Source organism: Streptomyces sp. NPDC052682 (assembly GCF_040678435.1).
Lineage (GTDB): Bacteria > Actinomycetota > Actinomycetes > Streptomycetales > Streptomycetaceae > Streptomyces.
The window spans coordinates 396,724-418,024 of sequence record NZ_JBFATS010000002.1 but is presented as its reverse complement, the minus strand read 5'-3'; the positions used below and the strand labels follow the sequence as shown (position 1 = coordinate 418,024).

Annotated in this window: 24 protein-coding genes and 1 pseudogene; 5 read left to right on the top strand and 20 right to left on the bottom strand. The window is 71.9% G+C overall.

The window, feature by feature from the left end:
* Positions 1-11 precede the first annotated feature (11 nt).
* A complete protein-coding gene (locus AB0K80_RS04410; protein WP_003992243.1) occupies positions 12-371 on the bottom strand; it encodes an NADH-quinone oxidoreductase subunit A in 360 nt (119 codons plus the stop codon).
* A gap of 753 nt (positions 372-1,124) precedes the next feature.
* On the opposite strand from AB0K80_RS04410, the gene AB0K80_RS04405 reads away from it, so the two are divergent.
* Positions 1,125-1,940 (top strand): C40 family peptidase, encoded by an 816-nt coding sequence (locus AB0K80_RS04405; RefSeq protein ID WP_365665672.1) that lies wholly within the window; start codon positions 1,125-1,127, stop codon positions 1,938-1,940.
* 94 nt (positions 1,941-2,034) lie between these two features.
* On the opposite strand, the gene AB0K80_RS04400 is transcribed toward AB0K80_RS04405, so the two are convergent.
* Positions 2,035-3,327 carry a geranylgeranyl reductase family protein gene (locus AB0K80_RS04400; protein ID WP_365665670.1) on the bottom strand — a complete coding sequence of 431 codons (1,293 nt, stop codon included), beginning with the start codon at positions 3,325-3,327 and terminating at the stop codon, positions 2,035-2,037.
* A gap of 96 nt (positions 3,328-3,423) precedes the next feature.
* Between AB0K80_RS04400 and AB0K80_RS04395 the strand changes: the two genes are divergently transcribed.
* Positions 3,424-3,930, top strand: a complete 507-nt coding sequence (locus AB0K80_RS04395) for a GNAT family N-acetyltransferase (protein WP_365665668.1) — start codon at positions 3,424-3,426, stop codon at positions 3,928-3,930.
* A gap of 120 nt (positions 3,931-4,050) precedes the next feature.
* Positions 4,051-4,365, top strand: coding sequence for a PASTA domain-containing protein (locus AB0K80_RS04390; RefSeq protein WP_365665666.1), 315 nt, complete (start codon positions 4,051-4,053; stop codon positions 4,363-4,365).
* A gap of 6 nt (positions 4,366-4,371) precedes the next feature.
* Here the strand turns inward: AB0K80_RS04390 and AB0K80_RS04385 are convergent, their stop codons facing one another.
* Positions 4,372-5,067 carry a demethylmenaquinone methyltransferase gene (locus AB0K80_RS04385; RefSeq protein WP_365665664.1) on the bottom strand — a complete coding sequence of 232 codons (696 nt, stop codon included), beginning with the start codon at positions 5,065-5,067 and terminating at the stop codon, positions 4,372-4,374.
* Positions 5,068-5,237: 170 nt separating this feature from the next.
* Between AB0K80_RS04385 and AB0K80_RS04380 the strand changes: the two genes are divergently transcribed.
* Entirely contained in the window at positions 5,238-6,251 is a 1,014-nt protein-coding gene (locus AB0K80_RS04380) for a chitinase (RefSeq protein WP_365665662.1), read from the top strand.
* A gap of 75 nt (positions 6,252-6,326) precedes the next feature.
* Here the strand turns inward: AB0K80_RS04380 and AB0K80_RS04375 are convergent, their stop codons facing one another.
* The 6 genes from AB0K80_RS04375 to AB0K80_RS04350 form a co-directional block, all read right to left on the bottom strand.
* Entirely contained in the window at positions 6,327-6,932 is a 606-nt protein-coding gene (locus tag AB0K80_RS04375; protein WP_365665661.1) for a hypothetical protein, read from the bottom strand.
* 51 nt (positions 6,933-6,983) lie between these two features.
* A complete protein-coding gene (mqnC, locus tag AB0K80_RS04370; RefSeq protein ID WP_365665659.1) occupies positions 6,984-8,180 on the bottom strand; it encodes a cyclic dehypoxanthinyl futalosine synthase in 1,197 nt (398 codons plus the stop codon).
* A gap of 83 nt (positions 8,181-8,263) precedes the next feature.
* Positions 8,264-8,824, bottom strand: coding sequence for a hypothetical protein (locus tag AB0K80_RS04365; RefSeq protein ID WP_365665657.1), 561 nt, complete (start codon positions 8,822-8,824; stop codon positions 8,264-8,266).
* Positions 8,821-9,555: an A24 family peptidase gene (locus AB0K80_RS04360; protein WP_365665656.1), complete on the bottom strand. Its 735-nt coding sequence runs from the start codon at positions 9,553-9,555 to the stop codon at positions 8,821-8,823. Before AB0K80_RS04360 ends, AB0K80_RS04365 begins: the two co-directional genes overlap by 4 nt.
* 259 nt (positions 9,556-9,814) lie before the next feature.
* Positions 9,815-12,736: a BTAD domain-containing putative transcriptional regulator gene (locus tag AB0K80_RS04355; protein WP_365665654.1), complete on the bottom strand. Its 2,922-nt coding sequence runs from the start codon at positions 12,734-12,736 to the stop codon at positions 9,815-9,817.
* Positions 12,737-12,965: 229 nt separating this feature from the next.
* A complete protein-coding gene (locus AB0K80_RS04350) occupies positions 12,966-13,229 on the bottom strand; it encodes a hypothetical protein (RefSeq protein WP_365665652.1) in 264 nt (87 codons plus the stop codon).
* A gap of 240 nt (positions 13,230-13,469) precedes the next feature.
* On the opposite strand from AB0K80_RS04350, the gene AB0K80_RS04345 reads away from it, so the two are divergent.
* On the top strand, positions 13,470-13,835 hold the full coding sequence (locus AB0K80_RS04345) for a hypothetical protein (RefSeq protein ID WP_365665650.1): 366 nt from the start codon (positions 13,470-13,472) through the stop codon (positions 13,833-13,835).
* Positions 13,836-13,887: 52 nt separating this feature from the next.
* On the opposite strand, the gene AB0K80_RS04340 is transcribed toward AB0K80_RS04345, so the two are convergent.
* The 11 genes and pseudogenes from AB0K80_RS04340 to AB0K80_RS04290 all read right to left on the bottom strand — a co-directional run bounded on the left by AB0K80_RS04340 (position 13,888) and on the right by AB0K80_RS04290 (position 21,299).
* The gene (locus tag AB0K80_RS04340) at positions 13,888-14,118 is read right to left on the bottom strand and encodes a hypothetical protein (protein ID WP_365665649.1); all 231 of its coding nucleotides are present in this window, start codon (positions 14,116-14,118) and stop codon (positions 13,888-13,890) included.
* 335 nt (positions 14,119-14,453) lie between these two features.
* Positions 14,454-14,948 (bottom strand): annotated as a pseudogene (locus AB0K80_RS04335) (hypothetical protein); the annotation flags it as partial.
* Between the two features lie 25 nt (positions 14,949-14,973).
* Entirely contained in the window at positions 14,974-15,291 is a 318-nt protein-coding gene (locus tag AB0K80_RS04330; RefSeq protein WP_365665647.1) for a hypothetical protein, read from the bottom strand.
* 166 nt (positions 15,292-15,457) lie between these two features.
* On the bottom strand, positions 15,458-15,913 hold the full coding sequence (locus tag AB0K80_RS04325; protein WP_365665645.1) for a pilus assembly protein TadG-related protein: 456 nt from the start codon (positions 15,911-15,913) through the stop codon (positions 15,458-15,460).
* A complete protein-coding gene (locus AB0K80_RS04320; protein WP_365665643.1) occupies positions 15,910-16,356 on the bottom strand; it encodes a TadE/TadG family type IV pilus assembly protein in 447 nt (148 codons plus the stop codon). Before AB0K80_RS04320 ends, AB0K80_RS04325 begins: the two co-directional genes overlap by 4 nt.
* Positions 16,357-16,818: a TadE family protein gene (locus AB0K80_RS04315; RefSeq protein WP_365665642.1), complete on the bottom strand. Its 462-nt coding sequence runs from the start codon at positions 16,816-16,818 to the stop codon at positions 16,357-16,359.
* Between the two features lie 23 nt (positions 16,819-16,841).
* Positions 16,842-17,099 (bottom strand): hypothetical protein, encoded by a 258-nt coding sequence (locus AB0K80_RS04310; RefSeq protein ID WP_365665640.1) that lies wholly within the window; start codon positions 17,097-17,099, stop codon positions 16,842-16,844.
* Positions 17,100-17,160: 61 nt separating this feature from the next.
* A complete protein-coding gene (locus tag AB0K80_RS04305; RefSeq protein WP_365665853.1) occupies positions 17,161-18,072 on the bottom strand; it encodes a type II secretion system F family protein in 912 nt (303 codons plus the stop codon).
* 11 nt (positions 18,073-18,083) lie between these two features.
* The gene (locus AB0K80_RS04300; RefSeq protein WP_365665851.1) at positions 18,084-19,022 is read right to left on the bottom strand and encodes a type II secretion system F family protein; all 939 of its coding nucleotides are present in this window, start codon (positions 19,020-19,022) and stop codon (positions 18,084-18,086) included.
* Positions 19,023-19,065: 43 nt separating this feature from the next.
* Positions 19,066-20,373 (bottom strand): ATPase, T2SS/T4P/T4SS family, encoded by a 1,308-nt coding sequence (locus tag AB0K80_RS04295; protein WP_365665639.1) that lies wholly within the window; start codon positions 20,371-20,373, stop codon positions 19,066-19,068.
* Entirely contained in the window at positions 20,370-21,299 is a 930-nt protein-coding gene (locus tag AB0K80_RS04290; RefSeq protein WP_365665637.1) for a hypothetical protein, read from the bottom strand. The genes AB0K80_RS04295 and AB0K80_RS04290 overlap by 4 nt, the downstream gene beginning before the upstream one ends.
* Between the last annotated feature and the right edge of the window lie 2 nt (positions 21,300-21,301).

Sequence of the window (21,301 nt, the reverse complement as noted above, 5' to 3'; positions counted from 1 at the left end):
TCAGTGGCCCCTCAGTCCCATTCCAGGCCGCCGCGCCGCCACACGTACGCGTACGCGACGAAGACGGTGAGCACGAAGAGCAGCATCTCCACGAGCCCGAAAATCCCCAGGGCGTCGAAGGTGACGGCCCAGGGGTAGAGGAAGACGATCTCGATGTCGAAGACGATGAAGAGCATCGCCGTCAGGTAGTACTTGATCGGGAAGCGCCCGCCGCCGGCCGGCGTGGGGGTCGGCTCGATACCGCACTCGTAGGCCTCGAGCTTGGCGCGGTTGTACCGCTTCGGACCGATCAGCGTGGCCATCACCACGGAGAAGATCGCAAAGCCTGCCCCGAGGGCTCCCAGTACGAGGATGGGCGCATACGCGTTCACCGCTCCTCGCTCCTCTCAGTCGGCACTGACTGCTGGCGGTTGTGTCGAGCTCACCAGCCCCGGCAGTCCCGCGAACCCCGCCCGCCCCGGCGAAGATCGGGAACATGTGAAGCAGGTCACAAGCCCAACCGCGTGCATCTTATGCCTGTCGCTCTGTGATCTGCGACACGGGGTATTGCACAAGCTTTGTGATCTCCACCACCTGACGATCGATCATGAAGTCGGATGAGCGCCGATCTTGGTACGCGAAGCGTTCATGCGATCACCAAAGGTGACATTTTGGCTCGTCAGAGCGGGCCGAGCGGGTCGTCTCCATATCAAGAGGGTTCCCTTGCATGCAAAGTGGCGCCGGACTTGATCTCTTGATAGAGGGGCGCGTTCACACCCCGGGGTGGGGTGCGGGACGACTGTGGACGCGTGCACGGTTTCACGATCTTCGCGAGGCCGTGATCTTGCCGTGATCCCGCGCGACGGACGCGGGCACTCCGGTAACCGTTCCGTGACCTCCGCCACACCCGCCCAGGGTCCTCGACAGGGAGGCTTGGCCAATCGCGCCAACCAGTGGTAGTGGCGGGGCAATTCGGGCGAATTGATCAAACCCCGAGATCACGGCCCGGTTACGTCGCGTCCGCTATGTCCGTTACGGCGTCAATAAAGGCCGAGGCGGGCGGGATTCGGGGGTCTGATTGAGTAAATGTGGCGCAGCACACGTTTCTTGAAGATATGAAGGAGCCCCTGGTACCGGTTGTTCCCATGTCCCACACCGCTCACATACGCAGCCACCGGAAGCCCCGCCGCAGCGCGTCCAAAATCGCGATGCGCGCCGGAGTTGCCGGTGGCGTCCTCAGCACTCTGGCAGTGGCTGGGGCATCGGGTTCGGCCAGTGCCGCCGAGCCGGTGACGCAGACCCTGGAACTGCCCACCCTGACGGCCGACCTGTCGGCCCAGGTCGCCGAGTCCGCGACGGCCACGGAACTGGCCGCCGCGAACTACCAGCTCGAGGCCGAGCGTGACGCGGCTGCCGCCCAGGCCGCCAAGGAGGCCAAGGCGGACCTCGCCGAGGCCAAGAAGAAGGCCGAGGCCAAGAAGAAGGCCGCCGAGGCCGCCCGCCGGGCCGCCGCCGAGCGGGCCGAGCGGGCCGCACGCGACGCCGAACGGCCCACCCTGACCGCGTCCGCGAGCGCCGACGTCTCCACGAGCACGTCCACGGCGACGGGTTCGGCCGCCGCTGTGGTCGCCTTCGTGAAGGCGCAGGTCGGCAAGGCCTATGTGTCCGGTGCCACCGGCCCGTCCGCCTACGACTGCTCCGGTCTGGTGCAGGCCGCGTTCAAGCAGGTGGGCATCAGCCTGCCGCGCGTCTCGCAGGACCAGTCGACCGCCGGCACGCAGGTGTCGCTGAGCAACCTCCAGCCCGGTGACATCCTGTACTGGGGCAGCGCGGGCAGCGCGTACCACGTGGCGGTCTACGTCGGTGACGGCATGTTCGTCGGCGCGCAGAACCCCTCCACGGGCGTCGCCGAGAAGCCGCTGTCGTACGACCCGCCGACCGGCGCCGTGCGGGTGCTCTGAGACACCGCCGGCCCGCCCCGTACGGACCGGACATCAAGACGTGAAGGGCCGCAGCCGCTCGCCGGCTGCGGCCCTTTCGGTGCCAGGTGGCGCATCAGGCCTTCGGGGCCACCTTGCTCAGGCCGTTGATGATGCGGTCCATCACGTCGCCGCCCGTCGGGTCGGTGAGGTTGGCGAGCAGCTTGAGGGTGAACTTCATCAGCAGCGGGTGGGTCAGGCCGCGCTGCGCGGCGATCTGCATGACCTTGGGGTTGCCGATGAGCTTCACGAAGGCGCGGCCGAGCGTGTAGTAGCCGCCGTAGGTGTCCTTCAGCACGCGCGGGTAACGCTGCAGGGCCGTCTCGCGCTGGGCCGGGGTCGCCCGGGCGTGGGCCTGGACGATGACGTCGGCGGCGAGCTGGCCGGACTCCATGGCGTAGGCGATGCCCTCGCCGTTGAAGGGGTTCACCAGACCGCCGGCGTCGCCCACGAGGAGCAGCCCGCGGGTGTAGTGCGGCTGCCGGTTGAAGGCCATGGGCAGAGCCGCTCCGCGAATGGGCCCGGTCATGTTCTCCGGGGTGTAACCCCAGTCCTCGGGCATGGAGGCGCACCAGGCCTTGAGCACCTCGCGCCAGTCCAGTTCCTTGAAGGAGTCGGAGGTGTTCAGCACGCCCAGGCCGACGTTGGACGTGCCGTCGCCCATGCCGAAGATCCAGCCGTAGCCGGGCAGCAGCCGGTCCTGGGGGCCGCGGCGGTCCCACAGCTCCAGCCAGGACTCCAGGTAGTCGTCGTCGTGGCGCGGGGAGGTGAAGTACGTACGGACCGCGACGCCCATCGGGCGGTCCTCGCGGCGGTGCAGGCCCATCGCCAGGGACAGACGGGTGGAGTTGCCGTCGGCGGCCACCACCAGCGGGGCGTGGAAGGTGACCTCGCGCTTGTCCTCGCCGAGCTTGGCGGTGACGCCGGTGATGCGGCCGGTGCGGTCGTCGACCACGGGGCCGGAGACGTTGCACCGCTCGAAGAGGCGGGCGCCCGCCTTCTGGGCCTGGCGGGCCAGTTGCTCGTCGAAGTCGTCGCGCTTGCGGACCAGGCCGTAGTCGGGGAAGGAGGCGAGGTCGGGCCAGTCCAGCTGGAGCCGGACGCCGCCGCCGATGATCCTCAGGCCCTTGTTGCGCAGCCAGCCGGCCTCTTCGGAGATGTCGATGCCCATCGCCACGAGCTGCTTGACCGCACGGGGGGTGAGCCCGTCGCCGCAGACCTTCTCCCGGGGGAACTCGGTCTTCTCCAGCAGCAGGACGTCGAGCCCGGCCTTGGCCAGGTGGTAGGCGGTGGTGGAGCCGGCCGGCCCCGCGCCCACGACGATCACATCGGCGGTGTTCTCGGAGAGGGGCTCGGTCACGACGGTCACGGCGGGATCTCCCCAAGTTCGAAATCTGCGTGCCGACCGGCACTGGACATGGGCAGTCTATTCAGCGTCACCGATCACCGGCTGAAGGGCTGCCCCGTGAACCGAGCTCTCCCCGCAGTACGGCTGCGTGTCCCCACCGACGAGGACGCCGTCGCCTGGCACCGGATCTTCGCCCACCCGGACGTCATGGAGCACCAGGGCGGCCGGGCCGCGGAGCTGTCGGTGTACGAGGAGCTCACCGCCCGCCAGCGCCGGCACGACGCCGAACGCGGCTTCTGCCTGTGGACGATGCTCGACGAGCAGGACCGGGTCATCGGCTTCACCGGCGCCCAGCCGTGGGAGTACGACTGGGGTCCCGTGGGCGAGGTCGAGATCGGCTGGCGGCTCGCGCGGGAGTCCTGGGGCAAGGGGTACGTCACCGCGGCCGCGCTCCAGACGCTGGAGCGGGTGCGGGCGGCCGGTGTGGAGAGCGTGGTGGCGATGGTGGCCGCGGACAACACGAGGTCGGTCGCGGTCACGCAGCGGCTCGGCATGCGCCTGGCCGAGACCTTCACCGCACCGCTCTCGCGGCGGCTGGGGCACTGCTACCGACTCGACCTGTAGCGGACAGTAATCGACTGTCACAGACAGCGACGCGACGCTTCCGGTCGGCCCTGGCCCGGAGTTACCCTGCCTGTACCGCTGGGGGTGACATCTGTGCACATCAACCGCAAGACACCCGAAGTGCGCGTACCGCGTCTGGTCAGTCTGATGGCCGTGGACGCCCGGGAGGCCGCCCGCACCCAGGGCCTCGCCCTCAGCGCACCGGACCGGCCCGACGTCCACCACGCCGTCGTCGACTACGTCGTACGGCAGTACCCGCAGCCCGGCGCGGAGGTGCCGCGGGACTCGATGGTCTACGTGTGGTTCGACTTCGGCGAGGGGGAGGGCGGCGGAGGCGTACGGGAGCCGCGCGTGGACGGGCCGCCCGGTGGCGGGCTCCGGCGGGAACTGGGCGAGCCGGAGGACCCGTCGTACGCGGTCCTCGGCTCGTTCTGAACCGGCTCAGCTCTCCTTGAAGCCCCGGTGCAGGGCCACCACCCCGCCGGTCAGGTTCCGCCAGGCCACCTTCGTCCAGCCGGCCTTGCGCAGCCGCTCGGCGAGGGCGGGCTGGTCGGGCCAGGCGCGGATGGACTCGGCGAGGTAGACGTACGCGTCGGGGTTGGAGGAGACGGCGCGCGCGACCGGCGGCAGCGCGCGCATCAGGTACTCGGTGTAGACGGTGCGGAACGGCGCCCACGTCGGGTGGGAGAACTCGCAGATCACGATCCGCCCGCCGGGCCGGGTCACCCGGTGCATCTCGCGCAGCGCGGCGTCCGTGTCCTGTACGTTGCGCAGCCCGAAGGAGATGGTGACGGCGTCGAAGACGTCGTCCTGGAACGGCAGCCGGGTCGCGTCGCCCGCGGTGAACGGCAGCCAGGTGTGCCGCCGCTTGCCGACCTGGAGCATGCCGAGGGAGAAGTCGCAGGGCACGACGTACGCGCCGGTGCGGGCGAAGGGCAGCGAGGAGGTCGCCGTACCGGCGGCCAGGTCCAGCACCTTCTGCGCGGGGCGGGCGTCGACCGCCTTCGCGACCTCCCTGCGCCACAGCCGGGTCTGTCCCAGGGACAGCACGTCGTTGGTCAGGTCGTACCGTTCCGCCACGTCGTCGAACATCGAGGCGACTTCGTGCGGCTGCTTGTCCAGGGATGCGCGGGTCACGGGCCCATTCTTGCAGCATCCTGCGCGCCGCCACGTCCGCCACCCACCCGCACAGCGGCACGAACACGGCGACGAGGACCCGGCTGACCGCGTTCTCAGGGGGATTAGGGTCTGTCTGTGTGGCCAGAACATCGGCGGGTGGCCGTCCGGCGGTGAAAGGGTTGGCCCCCATGGAAAGGTTCTCCGGTACATCGGCGGCCGGGCTCGGCTGTCTGCTGGCCCTGGCCCTGACGGGATGCGCGACGTCCTCCGGCCCGGCGCCGGACGCGTCCCCCGCGCCCGCCACCGGCTCCACCGCACCGTCCGCCCCCGCGTACGCCCCGTACGTCAGTGCCACCACGGCCTCCGTGACCGACACCGCGGGCTCCCCCACCACGTACAACCTGGCGTTCGTGACAGCGGGCGGCGACGACTGCACGCCGGAATGGAACGGCACGCGTGCCCTCACCCACGCGGAGGTGGCCTCCCGTGTGGCCCGGCTGAAGAAGGACGGCGCCACGGTCCGGGTCTCCTTCGGCGGGGCCTTCGGCAAGGAACTCGCGGCGGCCTGCGACACCGCGTCCGAACTTGCGGAGGCCTACGGCGCGGCGCTGGACGCGGCCGGCTCCACGCAGGCCGACTTCGACATCGAGGGCGACGAACTGACCGACGCCCACTCGGTCGCCCTGCGCTCGGAGGCGATCGCGCTGGTGCAGCGGGAGCGCGACGGCCTGGAGGTGTCCTTCACGCTGCCGGTGATGCCCTCCGGTCTGGACGCCGACGGCCTGGCGCTGCTGGCGTCCGCCAACGACCACGGCGTGCGGGTCTCCACCGTCAACCTCATGACGATGAACTACGGCGAGTCGTACACCGGTGACATGGGCGACTACGCCCTGGCGGCGGCCCGGGCCGCGCACTCCCAGCTTAAGAAGGTGTTCGGCACCTCGGACGCGCGTGCCTGGCGGGGCATGGCGCTGACCTCGATGATCGGGGTGAACGACGTCGACGGCGAGACGTTCACGCTCCAGGACGCCTCCCAGGTGGCCGCCTTCGCCCGGCAGAAGGGGATCGGCTGGGTGTCGATGTGGTCGGCGTTCCGGGACCGGCCGTGCGAGAAGGGCAACGCCTCGGCGGACGACCCGGCCACCGACTGCAGCGGGGTGACGCAGAAGCCGGGGGCGTTCGCGACGGCGTTCTCCGGCTGAGCGGGCGCCTGACGGGCGCGCCACCGCAGCTCCACCGATGCGCTGCCGACGCGCTGCCGACGCGCTGCCGACGCTCTATCGGCGCCGGAACACCAGCCGGCCGTCCAGCACCGTCGCCACGCAGGTGCCGGCTCCGCGCTCGGCCAGTTCCGCCTCGTCCCGTACGTCGAACACGGCGAACCGGGCCGCGGACCCGCGCTCCCGCTCCGGCGCGAACGTGACGGGCCCGCCGGAGGCGTACGGGTCGAGCGCGGGGACACCGGCGGGCCGCCCGAGCCGGCGCACGACGCCCAGGCCGGAGCGGTGCACGGCGTCCCGGACGGCGCGGTTGCGCAGTTCCTCGCAGGCCGCCGCGACCGTGCCGTGGGCCAGCATCCGCTGGATCCCGCGCCGGGCGCTCGCGCCCCACCGGGCGTCGTCCGGGGCGAGCGCGGTCAGCGCGTCGCCGGTCAGCGGCTCGGTGCCCAGCTCGTCGGCCTCGCGCGGATCGGGGTGGTAGGCCTCCTCCAGCAGCTCGGTGCCGTAGGGGGTGACGATCCCCGGCGTGAGGATGCCGGGCCAGGTCCGCACGCGCGCGTGCGGGTGCGCGGCGGCGAGGTCCTCGAGGCGGCCGGTGCCGGCGATCCGGGCGCCCTCGACGGCGAGCGCCCGGCCCCGGGAGTCGGCGTGCAGCGTCAGCACGGGTACGTCTGGTACGTCAGGTCGTCGGCGGTGAGCGTCGGCACGGGCGGGTCAGTTGGACGCGAGCAGCTTCAGCTCGGGGTGCGCGGTGCCGCCGTCGATGGCCGTGGACGAGATGTGGGAGGCCACGCGGTCGTCGACGGGGTCGTGGGCGGGGTCGTCGTGCACGACGAGGTGCTCGTACGTGGTCGACCGCTGGGCGGGGACGCGTCCGGCCTTGCGGATCAGGTCGATGATCTCCAGGCGGTTGGAGCGGTGCCTGGCCCCGGCCGAGGACACCACGTTCTCCTCCAGCATGATCGAGCCGAGGTCGTCGGCGCCGTAGTGCAGGGACAGCTGGCCGACCTCCTTGCCGGTCGTCAGCCAGGAGCCCTGGATGTGCGCCACGTTGTCGAGGAAGAGCCGGGCGATCGCGATCATCCGCAGGTACTCGAAGAGGGTGGCCTGCGTGCGGCCCTTCAGGTGGTTGTTCTCGGGCTGGTAGGTGTACGGGATGAAGGCGCGGAAGCCGCCCGTACGGTCCTGGACGTCCCGGATCATCCGCAGGTGCTCGATGCGCTCGGCGTTGGTCTCGCCGGTGCCCATCAGCATGGTGGAGGTGGACTCCACGCCCAGCCGGTGCGCGGTCTCCATGATCTCCAGCCAGCGCTCGCCGGACTCCTTCAGCGGCGCGATGGCCTTGCGGGGCCGCTCGGGCAGCAGCTCGGCGCCCGCCCCGGCGAAGGAGTCCAGCCCGGCGTCGCGGATGCGGGTGATGGCCTCCTCGACGCTGACGCCGGAGATCCGCGCCATGTGCTCGACCTCGCTCGCCCCCAGGCTGTGGATGACGAGCTGCGGGAACTCCTTCTTGATGGCCGAGAAGTGCTTCTCGTAGTACTCGACGCCGAAGTCCGGGTGGTGACCGCCCTGGAACATGATCTGCGTACCGCCGAGTTCGACGGTCTCCGCGCACCGGCGCAGGATGTCGTCCAGGTCGCGGGTCCAGCCCTTGTCGCTCTTGGGCGGGGCGTAGAAGGCGCAGAACTTGCACGCCGTGACGCACACGTTGGTGTAGTTGATGTTGCGCTCGATGATGTACGTCGCGATGTGCTCGGTGCCCGCGTACCGGCGCCTGCGGACGGCGTCGGCGGCGGCGCCCAGCGCGTGCAGCGGCGCGTGGCGGTAGAGGTCGAGGGCTTCTTCGGGGGTGATCCGCCCACCGGCGGCGGCACGGTCGAGGACGGGCTGAAGGTCGGCCTTCTCGGTCACCGGCGTCCCTTTCGCTGGATTCGTCAGGGCTGTGGACGGACCGAACCAGCCTACGCCAGCCCTTTTCCCGGGCCGACGCGCGGTCACCGCTGCGGGCCGCGGAACTCCAGCGGCTCGCCGGGGCACGGGCTCCCCCGGCGCAGGGCGCGGACGCGGGCGCGTTCGCCGGGCAGCAGCACGACGAGCACCAGGGGGCCGGGCGCCTGCCGCACGGAGCGTGCCGGGGCCCCGGGCGCGAACCGCTCGACCTCGACGGCGTCCGCGTCGCCGCCCACCAGGAGCGCCCACACGCGGACCGGTTCCGCCTCCTCGCCCCGCCCGGTGTACACCAGGGACTCGGACGCGGTGACCACGGCCATCGGCACCCCGGCGAGCGCGTCCGCGACCGCCGAGGGGTCCGTGACCTCCAGACCGAGGACGCTCCCGCCGAGGTGGTCCGGGCGGTCCCACTCCCCGCCCTCCCCGCGCACGGAGCAGTACAGCTCCTCCGCCAAGAACCCGTCGCCCCTGCGGTGCAGCAGCAGCACGAACCCGAGGTCGCCGTCCGTCCACACGTCGGCGACGAGGGGCAGGCCCGGCCCGGCGGCGGGCGGCTGTCCCAGCCGCAGGGCGGTTGCGGCGAGGCCGGCCAACGGCACGCTCATGTCGCGAACGCCCCCACCAGAAGCCCGAGATACGCGCCGCCGATCAGGAACGGCCCGAAGGGGATGGCCGTCTTGCGCCCGGCCTTGCGCGCGACGACGAGGGCACCGCCGTACAGCGCCCCCAGCAGGAACCCGGCGAACGTGCCGAGCATCACCGTCGGCCAGCCGTACCAGCCGAGCACGGCCCCGGCGCCCAGGGCGAGTTTCACATCACCGAAGCCCATGCCGGCGGGGTTGACGAGGAACAGCACGCAGTAGCCGGCGCCGAGGACGAGGGCGCCCAGCAGGGCGGTCGTCCACACGCCGGCGTGCTCGGGCAGGAGCGCGACTATCCCGAGCAGGGCGAGCGCGGCGCCGGCGAGCGGGAGGGTGAGGGGGTCGGGCAGCCGCCGCACCCGGAAGTCGACGACCGTCAGCAGCACACCGACGGGGGCCAGCAGCAGCCAGACACCGAGCTCGGGCCGGGTACCGGTGGCGGCGGCGAGCAGGGCGCAGACCAGGGCGGTGGAGGTGACGAGCGGCAGGGCGCGGGGGCCGTACGAGGATCCGGCCCCGGGACACGCACCGCACCGGGCCCGCCCCAGCCACCCCCGCACGGGATGCCCGCCCGGGCACGCGTCCCGCCACGGCTCCCCCGGCGGGGCGGAGAACCGGTAGGCGGCACGGGGCAGCAGCGCGCCCGCCGCCGCACCCCACAGTGCGGCGGCGACGATCAGCAGGAGGTCGCTCATCGGGCGCGGCTCATCGCGGGGAGCTCGGCGCTGCGGCGGGGGTGGGGCCGGCGACGCCGCCCGGCCGTGGAGCACGGCTCGCCCACGTCACGCTGCTCGACGCCGGCACACGGCTCGCACGTGCCACACCGCTGAGGCCTGCCGCACAGCTCGGGCTTGCCCCGCGCCTCGCCCACGAGACAGCACTCGGCCACATCACACAGCGCGGGGCCACAACACCCTTTCGGTCCCGCCACGCCACTCGGCCCCGCCACGCCGCTCATCCCGCGGCCGCGGTGCCGTCGCGCCAGGTGGGCAGCAGCTCGTCGAGGAGCGCCTCGGTCCGCGGCGGCAGACCGCGTGCCCCGCTGCGGCCGATGAGGTCGGCGGCGAGGGCACGGAGCCGGCCGGCGTCCCCCGTGGCGTGGGTGGCGCGCAGCAGTTCGTTCCACAGGCGCTCGTCGGCCGGTGCGGTGCGCAGCGCCGCGTTGAGCGCCTCGATCGCCTTCTCGGCCCGGTCCTTCTCCATGTGGAACTCGGCGAGCGCGAGCCCGGTGTCCGCGACCAGCAGCGGCAGTTGGGCGTCGATGATCTCGTGGGTGAGCCACCGGTAGCGCCCCTGGGGCCGGTCGGCGAGCAGCGGCCCGCGCACCAGCACCAGCGCGTCGGTGAGCAGCCGCCCGCGTACCGCCCGGCTGTGGACGCCCTTGCCCTGGGTGGCTTCGTAGTACAGCGAGCGCAGTACGTCCAGGTCGGAGACGACCGACGTGGCGAGAGTGAGCCGGCCGGAGGGGTCCGTGCCGAGCCGGGGGGTGCCGTCCGGGTCGGTGCCGAGCCAGGTCCGCAGCCGCTCGATCAGGGCGTCGCGTACGTCGTCGGTGACACCGCGCGGCCACAGCGCGGAGGCCAGCACGCGCGGGTGCACGCCCTCGCGGTGCAGCAGGAGCAGGGCGAGGGCCTCGTGCAGCAGCGCGCTGCGCTCCCCGTCCGGGGTGTCCAGGCCGATGATCTCGTACGGCCCGACCAGACGCGCGTACACCGCGGGCCGCCCCTGCTCGCTGATGTCGACGAGGAACGGCGGGGTGGTGGCGGGGCCACCGTCGGGTCCCTGGTCGGGGTCGGCCTGGACGAACAGCTCGACCACGGCCCGCTGCTGGGCGGCGGGCAGCAGTTGGGCGTCGAGCTCGAGCCCGAGGAGCGGGGCGCGCAGCTTGCCCTCGCCGGTGATCTCCATCTCCCAGGCCGCGCCGGGCAGGTCGCCGGTCTCGGTGCCGACGAGGTAGCCGATGCCGAGGCGGCTCGCGTCGGCGGCGAGTTCGGCGAGCTTGACGGCGTCCTCGGCGGACGGCTGGGCGGCGAGCAGGACCAGGTGCGGGGCCCAACGGGTGTGCTGGGCGGGGCCGGTACGCCCGGTGAGGACGGAGTCGTGCCCAGCGGCCCCCAGGGCGCCGCGCCGCTGGCGCGTCTCGGCCTCCATGGTCTCGACGAGCGCCTCGACGTCCTCCAGGTGGCGGATCCGGTTGGGCGCGAGCGGGGTGAGGTCCTGCCCGAAACCGACGAGCGTGATGGTCATGCGGTCCGACCAGCCGTTGGTCGCCAACTCGGCGGCGACGGAGGCGAACACGGCGGCCCGGTCGGCCTCCCGGCCGCTGAGGGACACGATGCCCGGCACGGCTTCCAGGTTGAGCAGCAGCCGCGAGTCGTCCATCGTGCCGAGGCTGACGAGGCCCGGGTAGGGCGCGGCGGTGTCGACGTCCTCGTACCGCTCTGCGTCGTTCTTCGTCAGCATCCAGAACGTCTGGTCCTGCCCGAGCTGCCAGGGCGCGGGGGGCTTCCCGGCGGGCTGGGCGAGCTGGAGGTGCAGGTCGCCGTTGCCGCTGAGCCAGGCCGCGTACACCGTCGGCAGCGGCCGCGACTCGGCGGCCAGGGCGGCGGCCAGCCCGCGCAGTGACCGGTCGAGCAGGCGGACGCCCTCCGGGTCGGCGCCGACCAGCAGCGCGTCCTGCACGTCCTGGGCGTCGCCGGTCGGCCTGGGCGGCTCCATCCCGCGCCGGCCGCCGCCGAACGAGCCCAGCGCCGACTGCCACAGCGCCTGCCGGCGCCGGTGCCCGAGAGCGCCGAGCAGCCCGGCGGCGAGCAGCGGGGCGGCGAGCAGGGCTTCGGGCAGCCCGAAAGAGTGCGACTCGCCGTGCTGGGCCGTGGCGTGCTGGTGGCCGGTGTCGGGGGCGGGCCGCTGCTGTGGAAGGGACACGTGGGAGGCGCCCTGGTCGTGCGAGGCGCCCCCACCGGCCTGCTCGTGACCGGCGCCCTGGGCGTGGTCACCGCTCCCGGCGCCGCCACCGCCCTGCGCGTGGTCTCCCGTGCCGGCGTAGTCGTGGATCTGCTGCTGCACCTCGGGCGAGACGTGGGGTGCCTCGTCGGGCATCTCGACGAGCTCGCCGCCGCGCGCGTCGCCCGGCATCTCCATGATCCAGCCGGGCCGGATGAGGCTGGCCTCGGACAGCTTGGAACCGTCGGGCTGGATACGGTCCTTGTTGAGCTCGAAGATCTCCTTGTACCGGCGCCCGTCACCGAGGTGCCGCTCGGCGATCTCCCACAGGGAGTCGTGGTGCCGACCCTCGGGCGGCTGGATCCGGTAGTACTTCGTGGCGCCCTTCTTGGCCGTGCTGCCCGCGTCGGCAGGGGAGGCGGCGTGCGCGGCCTGCTCGGCGAGAGCGGCGGCGGTGCTCGCGGCCTGCTCCTGCTGCTGGGCGAACAGGCCCGGGGTCTGCTGGGCGGCGGCAGCGGCCGGCTTGTGGTGCGCGTCGTAACCGCCCTGCCCGAGCTGCGACAGGCCCGGGGCGAAGCTGGCGGCGGTGGCGCCGACGAGCAGCAGTGCGGCGACGAGCTGCCGGGCGAGAAGCTGGCTGGGCCCGGCACCGGGCACCCGCCCCGGCACGCCGACCCCCGACAGCGCGGCCTTCATCTCCACCAGCACACAGGCGGTGAACTGGGCCCAGGCGAACCAGACGACGACGGTCAGGGTGTTGAGGAAGGTGTCGACGGTGATGGGCCGCTGGAGCCAGTCCAGACTCGGCGCCCCGCTCGGCAGCGGCCACCCGATCTGCGTGGCCAGCGCGAACGGCACCCCGACCAGCAGCACGAGCAGCGCCACGAACGCCAGGAACGCCTTGACGAAGTCCCCGAACGAACGCCGCCGCATCCGCACGGGCTGCGGCGTCCGGTTCCTCGGAGCAGCCGTCGCATGTGCCGTGGTGCTTCCCGTCGAGCTTGACGAGCTGGGGGTGCGGCGTCGCGGCATGGCGGGTGTCCTGGTCGTGTGGTGGAGCGAGTGGGTGAGGCCAGTGAGGAAAGGGGTGTGCTGAGCCTACAGAGATCTTATGGACTCGTAGGGACAGCGTCGATGTGCCCCGGGCTCGCGGCAACGCAGTTCAGTCACGGCTCCGGTGCCACACGCCCCAGGCATCCGCGGCCACATCGGCGACCCGGAACCACCAGCCCTGCACCGCGTCCCGCACCGTGGCGACCAGCCATCGCCACTTGAACCACCGCGGAAGCTTCCGGAACGGCACGAACGTCAGGGTGTCGTCGATGGCGTCCTCGGCGGCACCGCCGTACCCCTCCGCGCGGAGCGCGGCGAGGACACCTCCGGCGGGCAGGTGTACGCCAGCCCGATCACGGCCGTACCGAGACACCTCTCACCACGCGCGAAGGCGGCGTCCACCTCGGCCGGATCGTCGATACCCGAAAGACCCTCACCGGTGCGCCAGTCGTGGTCGGATGCCATGCCCTTCCCAACCGTCTACCTTTCTTGCCGGGGCTGATACGTTCCCGGAAGCATCGCCCTGACGCCACCGACCAGGTCGTGCTCGTCTCGGGTGCCAGCCCGTTCGTCTGGGACGTGGTCCGATCCGAGTTGCTGGGGGACTTTCCGTATGGGCAAGGGCAAGAGCGACCTCGCGCTTCCGCTGAGCGAGCTGGAAGGGTTCGGGCGGCGGCTGCGGTCCATCAAGACACGGCTGAACCACACCAAGAAGCTCTTCGAGTCCTACAAGGACGACATCGGGGACGGCAGCGTCAATGACGCCCTCGACGAGTTCGAGTCCAACTGGGAGGACGGCCGCGAGGACATCACCCAGCAACTCGACGCCCTCGCCGACATGTCCGACGCCGTCGTCCGTGAATTCAGCAAGCTCGACGACGAACTCGCCAAGAAGGTCAACGACGCGATGAAGACCGAGGACAAGAGGGGTGGGAAGGGCGGAAAAAGCCAGAAGGGCGGGGAAGGCGGGAAGGAATAGCGTGCGGCCCCGGATCGGGGGGTCGATCCGGGGCCGTGCGGTACGCGTCCGGTCAGTGCAGGCCGGCGTGGGCGTGCACGTCCGCCGCAACGCCCGCCGGCGACACGGCGACACCGGCTCCGGCACCGACGCAGAGGGGCCCGGCCTCGACGTAGAGGCCGGCCGCGCCGGCCGCGCCGGCGTCGACGACGGCGCCCGTGCCGCCGCCCCCCTGGCCGCCGGCGATGCTGTCCAGGTCAGCGTCGGACATCTCGGTCGTTTCGACCTGGGGCACGAGGTTCATGGCGCGCCTTTCCCTTCATTTCAACAACTCACGATGACGGCGGAGTTCACCCGTTCCCGGAACCCGGGATGCATGACCGGCGACTGCGCCCACCGATCAAAGCACGCGGGAGAAAAGGCGGCCACTTGCCCGATCGCCTGGTGGCACCTGGCGCGTCCGCCGAATTCACCAGTGTGGAAACACGGTCACCGATCGGGCGTATTTCTTCACACGACCTGGCGTTCCGGTGCGCCTCGGCGTGGTGGCCGGCTGCTTTCCGGGACGGGATTTCCCTTGCCACCTGGTCTGTGTACGACCACTTGGTGAACGGTGTGCAGGTCCCTGGAATGTTCCCGTCAGCGGTTCACCGACTGGATCTCCCGGACCGTCACGTCCTGCGTGGTGCCGAACGTACCGTCGGGCAGGTTGTCGCCCTCGCCGGTACGTAGGAGGAGCCGTTCTCGCCGGTCGAGCGGAGGCAGCTGACGCCGCAGGGCGGAATCCGGCCGGTCTTGCCCCGCGCGTACGGCTCGCCGATGCTGCCGTCGCCGTCGATCCGGCAGTCGCCCGAGGCGGGGTAGGTCCGGGCGTCGGCCGTGCCCGGGTCGATGTGCAGGGAGACCGGTTCGGCGGTGGTGGTCGCCGACAGGCCCGTACCGGGCAGACTCGCCGTCACCGACAGCTCCTTGAGGCAGGTTGACCGTCGACGTGCCCGTCGGCGCCGTCTCGATCCGGGTGCCGGGGACGGGCAGTTCGTCGTAGGCGTACTCGGTGAGGACCCGCGGAGTGACGGCGAGGGGCTCGTCGGGGGTGTCGCCCTCGTCGACCCAGAAGGGGGGTTTGTCGCAGGCGCCCGGAGCCCTTCGCGTCACCCTCCTAGCCGCCTTTCTCCCCGCCGCCTCGTCCGCCCCCGGCCATGGCCGTACCCGGTACGGAAGCCAGGGCCGCCAGGGCCAGCGCCGACGCGGTGACGACATGCAGCACAGTCGTACGGCGCACCACCTGCACCTCTTGGCGGCCTCCGCCCCGGTCCTTCGGGTAGGTCTGCGTGGCGTCCATGCAGTAGGTGACCGCGGCGGTCGCCGACGTCAGGGCGTCGTCCTTGGAGTAGAACGTCAGGGCGGGGTGCTTCGGGGCGTCGACGGTGATCGCCTCGTCGATGGAGTTGATGCGCCGCTCGTTGTCGGCCAGCACGGCGTCCTTCTTCGGGTCACCGGTCCGGCCGCGCGGCGCCGCAGGCGGACAGCAGCAGTGCTGCCGCAAGCGTCGCCGTGGCTGTCGCGCCCATGCGCATCGGGGTACCTCCGATGTGGGGGACAGGGCCGTGAGGGAGGGAACTGCGTGGCTCGCGGCGGCGGACTCACCCCACCTCGTTCTCCGCCACCGCCCGCCCGTGCACCACCACGTCCCCGCCGAAGAACATGCCGGTGAACACCGGCGAGTAGGTCAGCTGGACCTCGACCTGGACCTGCTGGGCGTTCGCCGTCACGCAGTGGGTCGCCGCGATGTCCGGGCCGGACATCTCCATCTCCTGGGCGAAGGCCTTCACGCGGGCGTCGCAGTTCTGGAAGTTGATGGGCGCCGGGCCGCCGACGTTGTCGTAGAGGGCCTCGCGGTCGATGTCCTGGGCGGCGTAACGGGCCGCCTGTTCCGCGATGTCGGCGGCGCGCTCCCGCTTGGAGATGGACAGGCCGCCGTCGATCACGAACGCGGACAGGGAGAGGAACACCAGCGCGAAGATGATGACCGCGCCGGCCCCCGACCCGCGGTCGTCCAGCGCCGCCCGGCGCGAGGCCCACCATGCGCGCACGCTCACGCCGCCCTCCGGAACGGGTCCAGCGGCGAGCTGAAGCTCGCCGTCAGCCGCGTCGGGACGTCCAGGCCGAGCATGGCCAGGCCCCGCACCTGGCAGCTGACCTCGACCGTGAACAGGGTGTCCGGTGCGAAGCCCTGGCTGGTCTGGACGATCGACACCGGGCCCGAGCAGACGTCCTCCAGGTCGGCCTCGGCGGCCTTGCGCGCCTCGGCCATAGCCGTGGCGTGGTCCTTCTGGATGGAGCCCGCGCGGGCCGCGTCCCGGGCGGCGCCGTCCAGCGCGCCGCGGCCGTCCACCAGTTGCCCGAAGGCCACCAGGACCAGGATGAAGAGGATCATCACCGGGGCGAGGATGACGACCTCGACCGTGGACAGGCCCCGGTCGTCCGCCCGGGCCTCCCGCAGCAACGCCCGGCCCTCCCGCAGGAGAGAGAAGAAACGCACCTAGTTCCCCTCGTCCCGTACGAACCGTTCCACCGGCCCCGCCGACTGCGCGTGCACCGTCAGGTCCAGCCCCGGGAAGACCGTCGGGATCCGGGCCGTGATCTCCACGCCGACAGTGTTCTGCTCCGGCTGCACCATCCGCACGTCCGGCGACAGCACCAGCTGCGGGCCCAGTTGGCGGATGTAGCTGTCCACCACGTCCCGCGCCTCGCCGCGCCACGCGCCCGGCTGCTCGTCCGCCATGGCACGCGCCTTGCGGGCACCGGCCTGGGCCGCCGCCTGGGCGACGTGGTCGGCGAAGAAGTACAGCGCGAACTGCACCGTCGCGAAGATCATGAAGAAGAGGACGGGCGTGAGCAGCACGAACTCGATCGCGGTCATGCCGGAGTCACCGCGGGTGGCCGCCGCCTTCCGCGCGGCCTCCACCCTGCGGCGTACCCAGCGATGTACGCGCACCGACATCCCCGTTGCACCAGTCCGTACGGTCAGCAGGTCTTGCCCGCGTCCGCACCCTTGATGCAGTCGCCGACCTTGTTGGCGCCCTCGCTCAGCGCGGCGTTGATGATCGCGGCGACGACACCGACGATCGCCACGACCACCGCCGAGATGATGACCCACTCGACGGCGGACGCGCCGCGGTCCAGCTCGCCGGAGCGGGCCCGCTCGATGCGGGCCTGGAGGAAGGTGACCAGGAAGTCGACGGCGGGGATTCCGGTGTGGAAGCTACGAGTACGTCCGTTCATGACGCGTTGTCCTCTCCGAATCGGTTCACGGAAGTTCTGGAGTTCTGTTCTGAAGACCGGCTCACTGCACCTGGAACACCCGCATCGCCGCCGGAAAGATCAGGAACACCAGGAACCCGGCGCACAGCAGCAGCTGCGCCACGAGCATGGACTGGGACTTCTCGCCCGCGCTGCCCTCGATCTCGGCGAGTTCGCGGTGCCGCATGGTCTCGGCGCGCGAGGCCAGCGACTCGCGGACCTTGGCGCCGTCGTCCGCCACCAGGGCGAGGGAGGCCGACAGGTCCTTGAGCTCCTCCACGCCCAGCTCCTCACCGAGCGCCCCCAGCGCCTGCCACTGGCTGACGCCGGTGATACGGGCGTCCGCCAGGGCGTTCTTGATGCGCTGGTTGGCCCAGCCGTCGGACACCTCGGCCGCCGCCATCAGGGCCTCGGGCAGGCCCCGGCCACCGGCCAGGCTCATCGACACCAGGTCCAGGTACGCGCCGATGACCCGGCGCAGGTCGCGGCGCTTGTCGGCGGCGTCCCGGCGTACCTCGAGGTCGGGCAGGAAGAAGAAGACCGCCGCGCACAGCAGCGCCAGCCACACCGGGATGATCGGGCTGCGGCCGAGGCCCAGCGTCCACACCACCGCGAACAGGAACGGACCGAAGAACAGGCCGGCCGCGCCCAGCAGCACCTTCGTCGCGAGGAAGTTCTCCCAGCTGCGCTCCAGCACCGCGAGGTCGGCGCGCAGCGAGCGCTGTTCCCAGCCCTGCTGGAGATAGAACTCGGCCACCCGGGCGCCGACCTGAGACCGCAGCGAGCCGAACCGGCCGGTGTCCTGCGTCGAGCGCGCCGACTCGTACGCCGCTCCGCGCGCCCGCATCGCGTCGATCCGGGCGACCTGCGCGATCGGGCTGCGCTTGGTGGGCAGCAGCGCGCGTACGAGGACGTAGACGCCGAGGCCGATGACCGCGCCGACGAGGATCGGCATCGTCAGGCTGTTCACCGGCGAACCCCCTCTTCCTGCCGGACCGGCTGGGCCGGGGTCCGGGGACGGACGAACTGGACGGCCGTCTCGTCGCGCACCAGGAAGCGTTCGGGCGTCTCGATGGTGGACAGCTTGCGCAGCCACCAGAAGCCGAGCGCGAACAGGCCGCAGACGCAGGCCAGGACGAGCTGGCCGACGGCCGTGCCGTACGGCTCGACGAAGTCCCGGTTGAAGATGGACAGGCCGAGCACGAAGGCGATCGAGACCGCCACGACGATCTGCACCGAGCGGCGGGTGGAGGCCCGCTGGGCCATCACGCGCTGGCGCATGTCGACCTCTTCGCGGGCCGACTTGGCGAGGGCGCCCAGCACTTGGCGCAGACCGGGGCCGCGCAGCCGGGCGTTGAGGATGAGCGCGGCGACGATGATGTCGGCGGAGGCGTCGTCGATCTCGTCGGCCAGTTGCTGGAGTGCGTCGGGCAGCGGGCTGCGGGCGCGCAGCCGGTCGACGAGCGCGTCGAGGTGGGGACGCAGAACGGGGGCCGCCGCCCGGGCGGAGGCGGGGATGGCCTGCTCGAGGCCGACCGCGCCGGCGATGGTGTCGCGCAGCGACTCGGTCCAGGAGGCCAGTGCCTCCACGCGGCGCATCGCGGCGCGTTCCTCGGCGGCGCCGCCGAAGAGGCGGTCCCAGAAGAAGACGAGGACGGCGGCCGCGATGCCGGCCACCGCCCAGCGGGTCAGCAGCAGGACGGCCAGGCCGACGATCGCCGCGAGCGAGCCGCGCTGCCCGGCGAACCGGATGAGCTCGCCCGCCCGCCGGCTCGCCTTCTGCTTCTCGTGCTCGGGCTTGGCGGGCAGTCCGCGTACGGCGACGACGAGCAGGGCGAGCCCGCCGCCGACGGCGAGGCCGCAGGCGAGGGCGTACAGGACCGTGGTGGAGAACAGTCCGCCCATGGAGCCCAGCGAGCCCAGGGCGGCAGGCGTCGTGGTCACCGGGTCACCCCCACGTTCCGCTGGGCCGGTAGCCGTGTGCCATCAGGTCCTCCAGGCAGGCTATGGGGGCGTGCGGCACGACCCGGCCGTCGGGCGTCTCGGCGAACACCTCGCTGGACAGCACGCGTCCGTCGACGCCGTTGACCTCGCGAACGGAGGTGACCATGCGCTGGAGGCGGCCGCCGCTCTGGTAGTTGTTGCGCCGCTGGATGAAGACGACGAAGTTGACCGCGCCCGCGATGAGCATCTGGCTGGCCTCGATGGGCAGCCGCTCCGCCGCTTGCAACGCGTACGTGGAGATGCGGTTGAAGACCTCGTGGGAGCTGTTGGCGTGGATCGTGGACAGCGACCCGTCGTTGCCCTGCGACATCGCGTTGAGCATGGTCACGATCTCGTCGCCGAGCACCTCGCCGACGATGACCCGGGAGGGGTTCATACGCAGCGAACGGCGCACCAGCTCCGCCATGGAAATGGCGCCCTGGCCCTCGGAGTTGGGGAGGCGCTCCTCGAAGGCCACGACGTTCGGGTGCAGGTCGGGGAAGGTGTCGAGCCCGAGTTCCAGTGCCCGCTCGACGGTGATGAGCCGCTCGTGCGGGGGGATCTCGTTGGCGAGGGCCCGCAGCAGCGTCGTCTTACCGGCGTTGGTGGCGCCCGCGATCATGATGTTCTTGCGGGCCCGGACGGCGCAGGCCAGGAAGTGCCCCAACTCCGGGGTGAGCGTGCCGTTGCCGACGAGGTCGGAGATGAACACCTTGCCCATGCGGGCCCGGCGGATGGACAGCGCGGGCCGCTTGGCGACGTCCATGACCGCCGACAGACGCGAACCGTCCGGCAGCCGCAGGTCCAGCTGGGGGTTGGCGGAGTCGAAGGGCCGGGACGACAGACCCGAGTACGCGCCGAGCACCTGGATGAGCTCGATGAGCTCCTCGTCGGAGTCGGCGACGGGTTCACCACGCACCTCGCGCCCGTCGGAGTAGCCGACGAAGACCTGGTCGCAGCCGTTGATGTCGATGTTCTCGACCTCGGGGTCGTCCAGCAGCGGCTGGAGCCGGCCGACGCCGAACAGGGCCGCGTGCACGGCGGCGGCGTACTGCTCCTCGGTCTCGGCGTCCAGCGGCGTACGCCCTGCGTTGATCTCGGCGCGGGCGTACTCCTCCAGGATCTGGGCGATGACGGCACGGGCGTACTGCCGCTCGTCCTCGGTGGACATCGGCGTGACGCCGTTGACCTGGTCCAAGCGGCGCTGCTCGGCGATACGGTCGCCGGCCTCCTGGCGGAACCGCTTGACCAGCTGGTGGTCGACAGCGGTCATGCGCCGGCCCCCGCCTGGCCGTGCGGCGCCGGGCCGTGGGGCTGTCCGTTCGTCTGGCCGGCCGCCTGAGCGTTCAGCCCGCTGTTGACCTGCCCGTGATGGGCTTGCTGGGCGGGTGCGGACACCGCCCAGGCGGCGCCGTACTGCTGGTAGAGGTCGGCGGCGACCTTGCGGGCGGAGCGGATGAGCAGCGACTTGTCGAGGCGGCCGCGCCTGCGGCCGGCGAGCTGTTCGGCGCCTGCGGGGTCGTCGGCGAGGGTGCCGACGACCCGGGCACCGGTCTGGGCGTGCACGAGCATGTCGTTGACCTGGGACGCGAGCTTGCCGGCGGTGCCCGGGTCGGCGATCAGGACAACGCCGATGAGCGGGGTGGCCAGGCTCGCGGCGCCGCGCGGGCCGCCGTGCAGTTTGGTCGCGAGGGCGGCGGCGCGGTCGCGGACGCGCGCGATCGCCTCCGGTTCGGTACGGGAGACGAGCAGGACGAGGGCCGCGTGCGGGAACAGTTCCACGGCCGGGGTGTCCCCGCTGATGCGGCCGCAGTCGGCGATGACGTCGGCGGGCGCGTGCGGGGAGTCGGCGAGCGCGGCGAAGGCGTGGCCGAGGGTCGGCCACAGCCCGGCCAGACCCGCGGCCTGCTCGGCGATACCGAGCCCGACCAGCACCTCCAGCCCGCCGCTGAGCGGCTGGACGTGGTCCCACAGCTGGTCGGGCACGAGCCCGCGCCGGGCGGTTGCCGCTATGGACAGCATCCCGGTGTTGGGGTTGAGCGGTCCGCCGTGCGCTGCGGCACTGCGGTAGACGAGGTCACCGCCCGCCGGGTCCGTCTCGGCGAGCAGGACGCGCCGCGGCCAGACCGCCGAGAGGGCGACGGCCGCGGTGGTGACGCCGGGGGAACCCTTGTCGGCGGCGAGAGCGATGAGCGCCATGG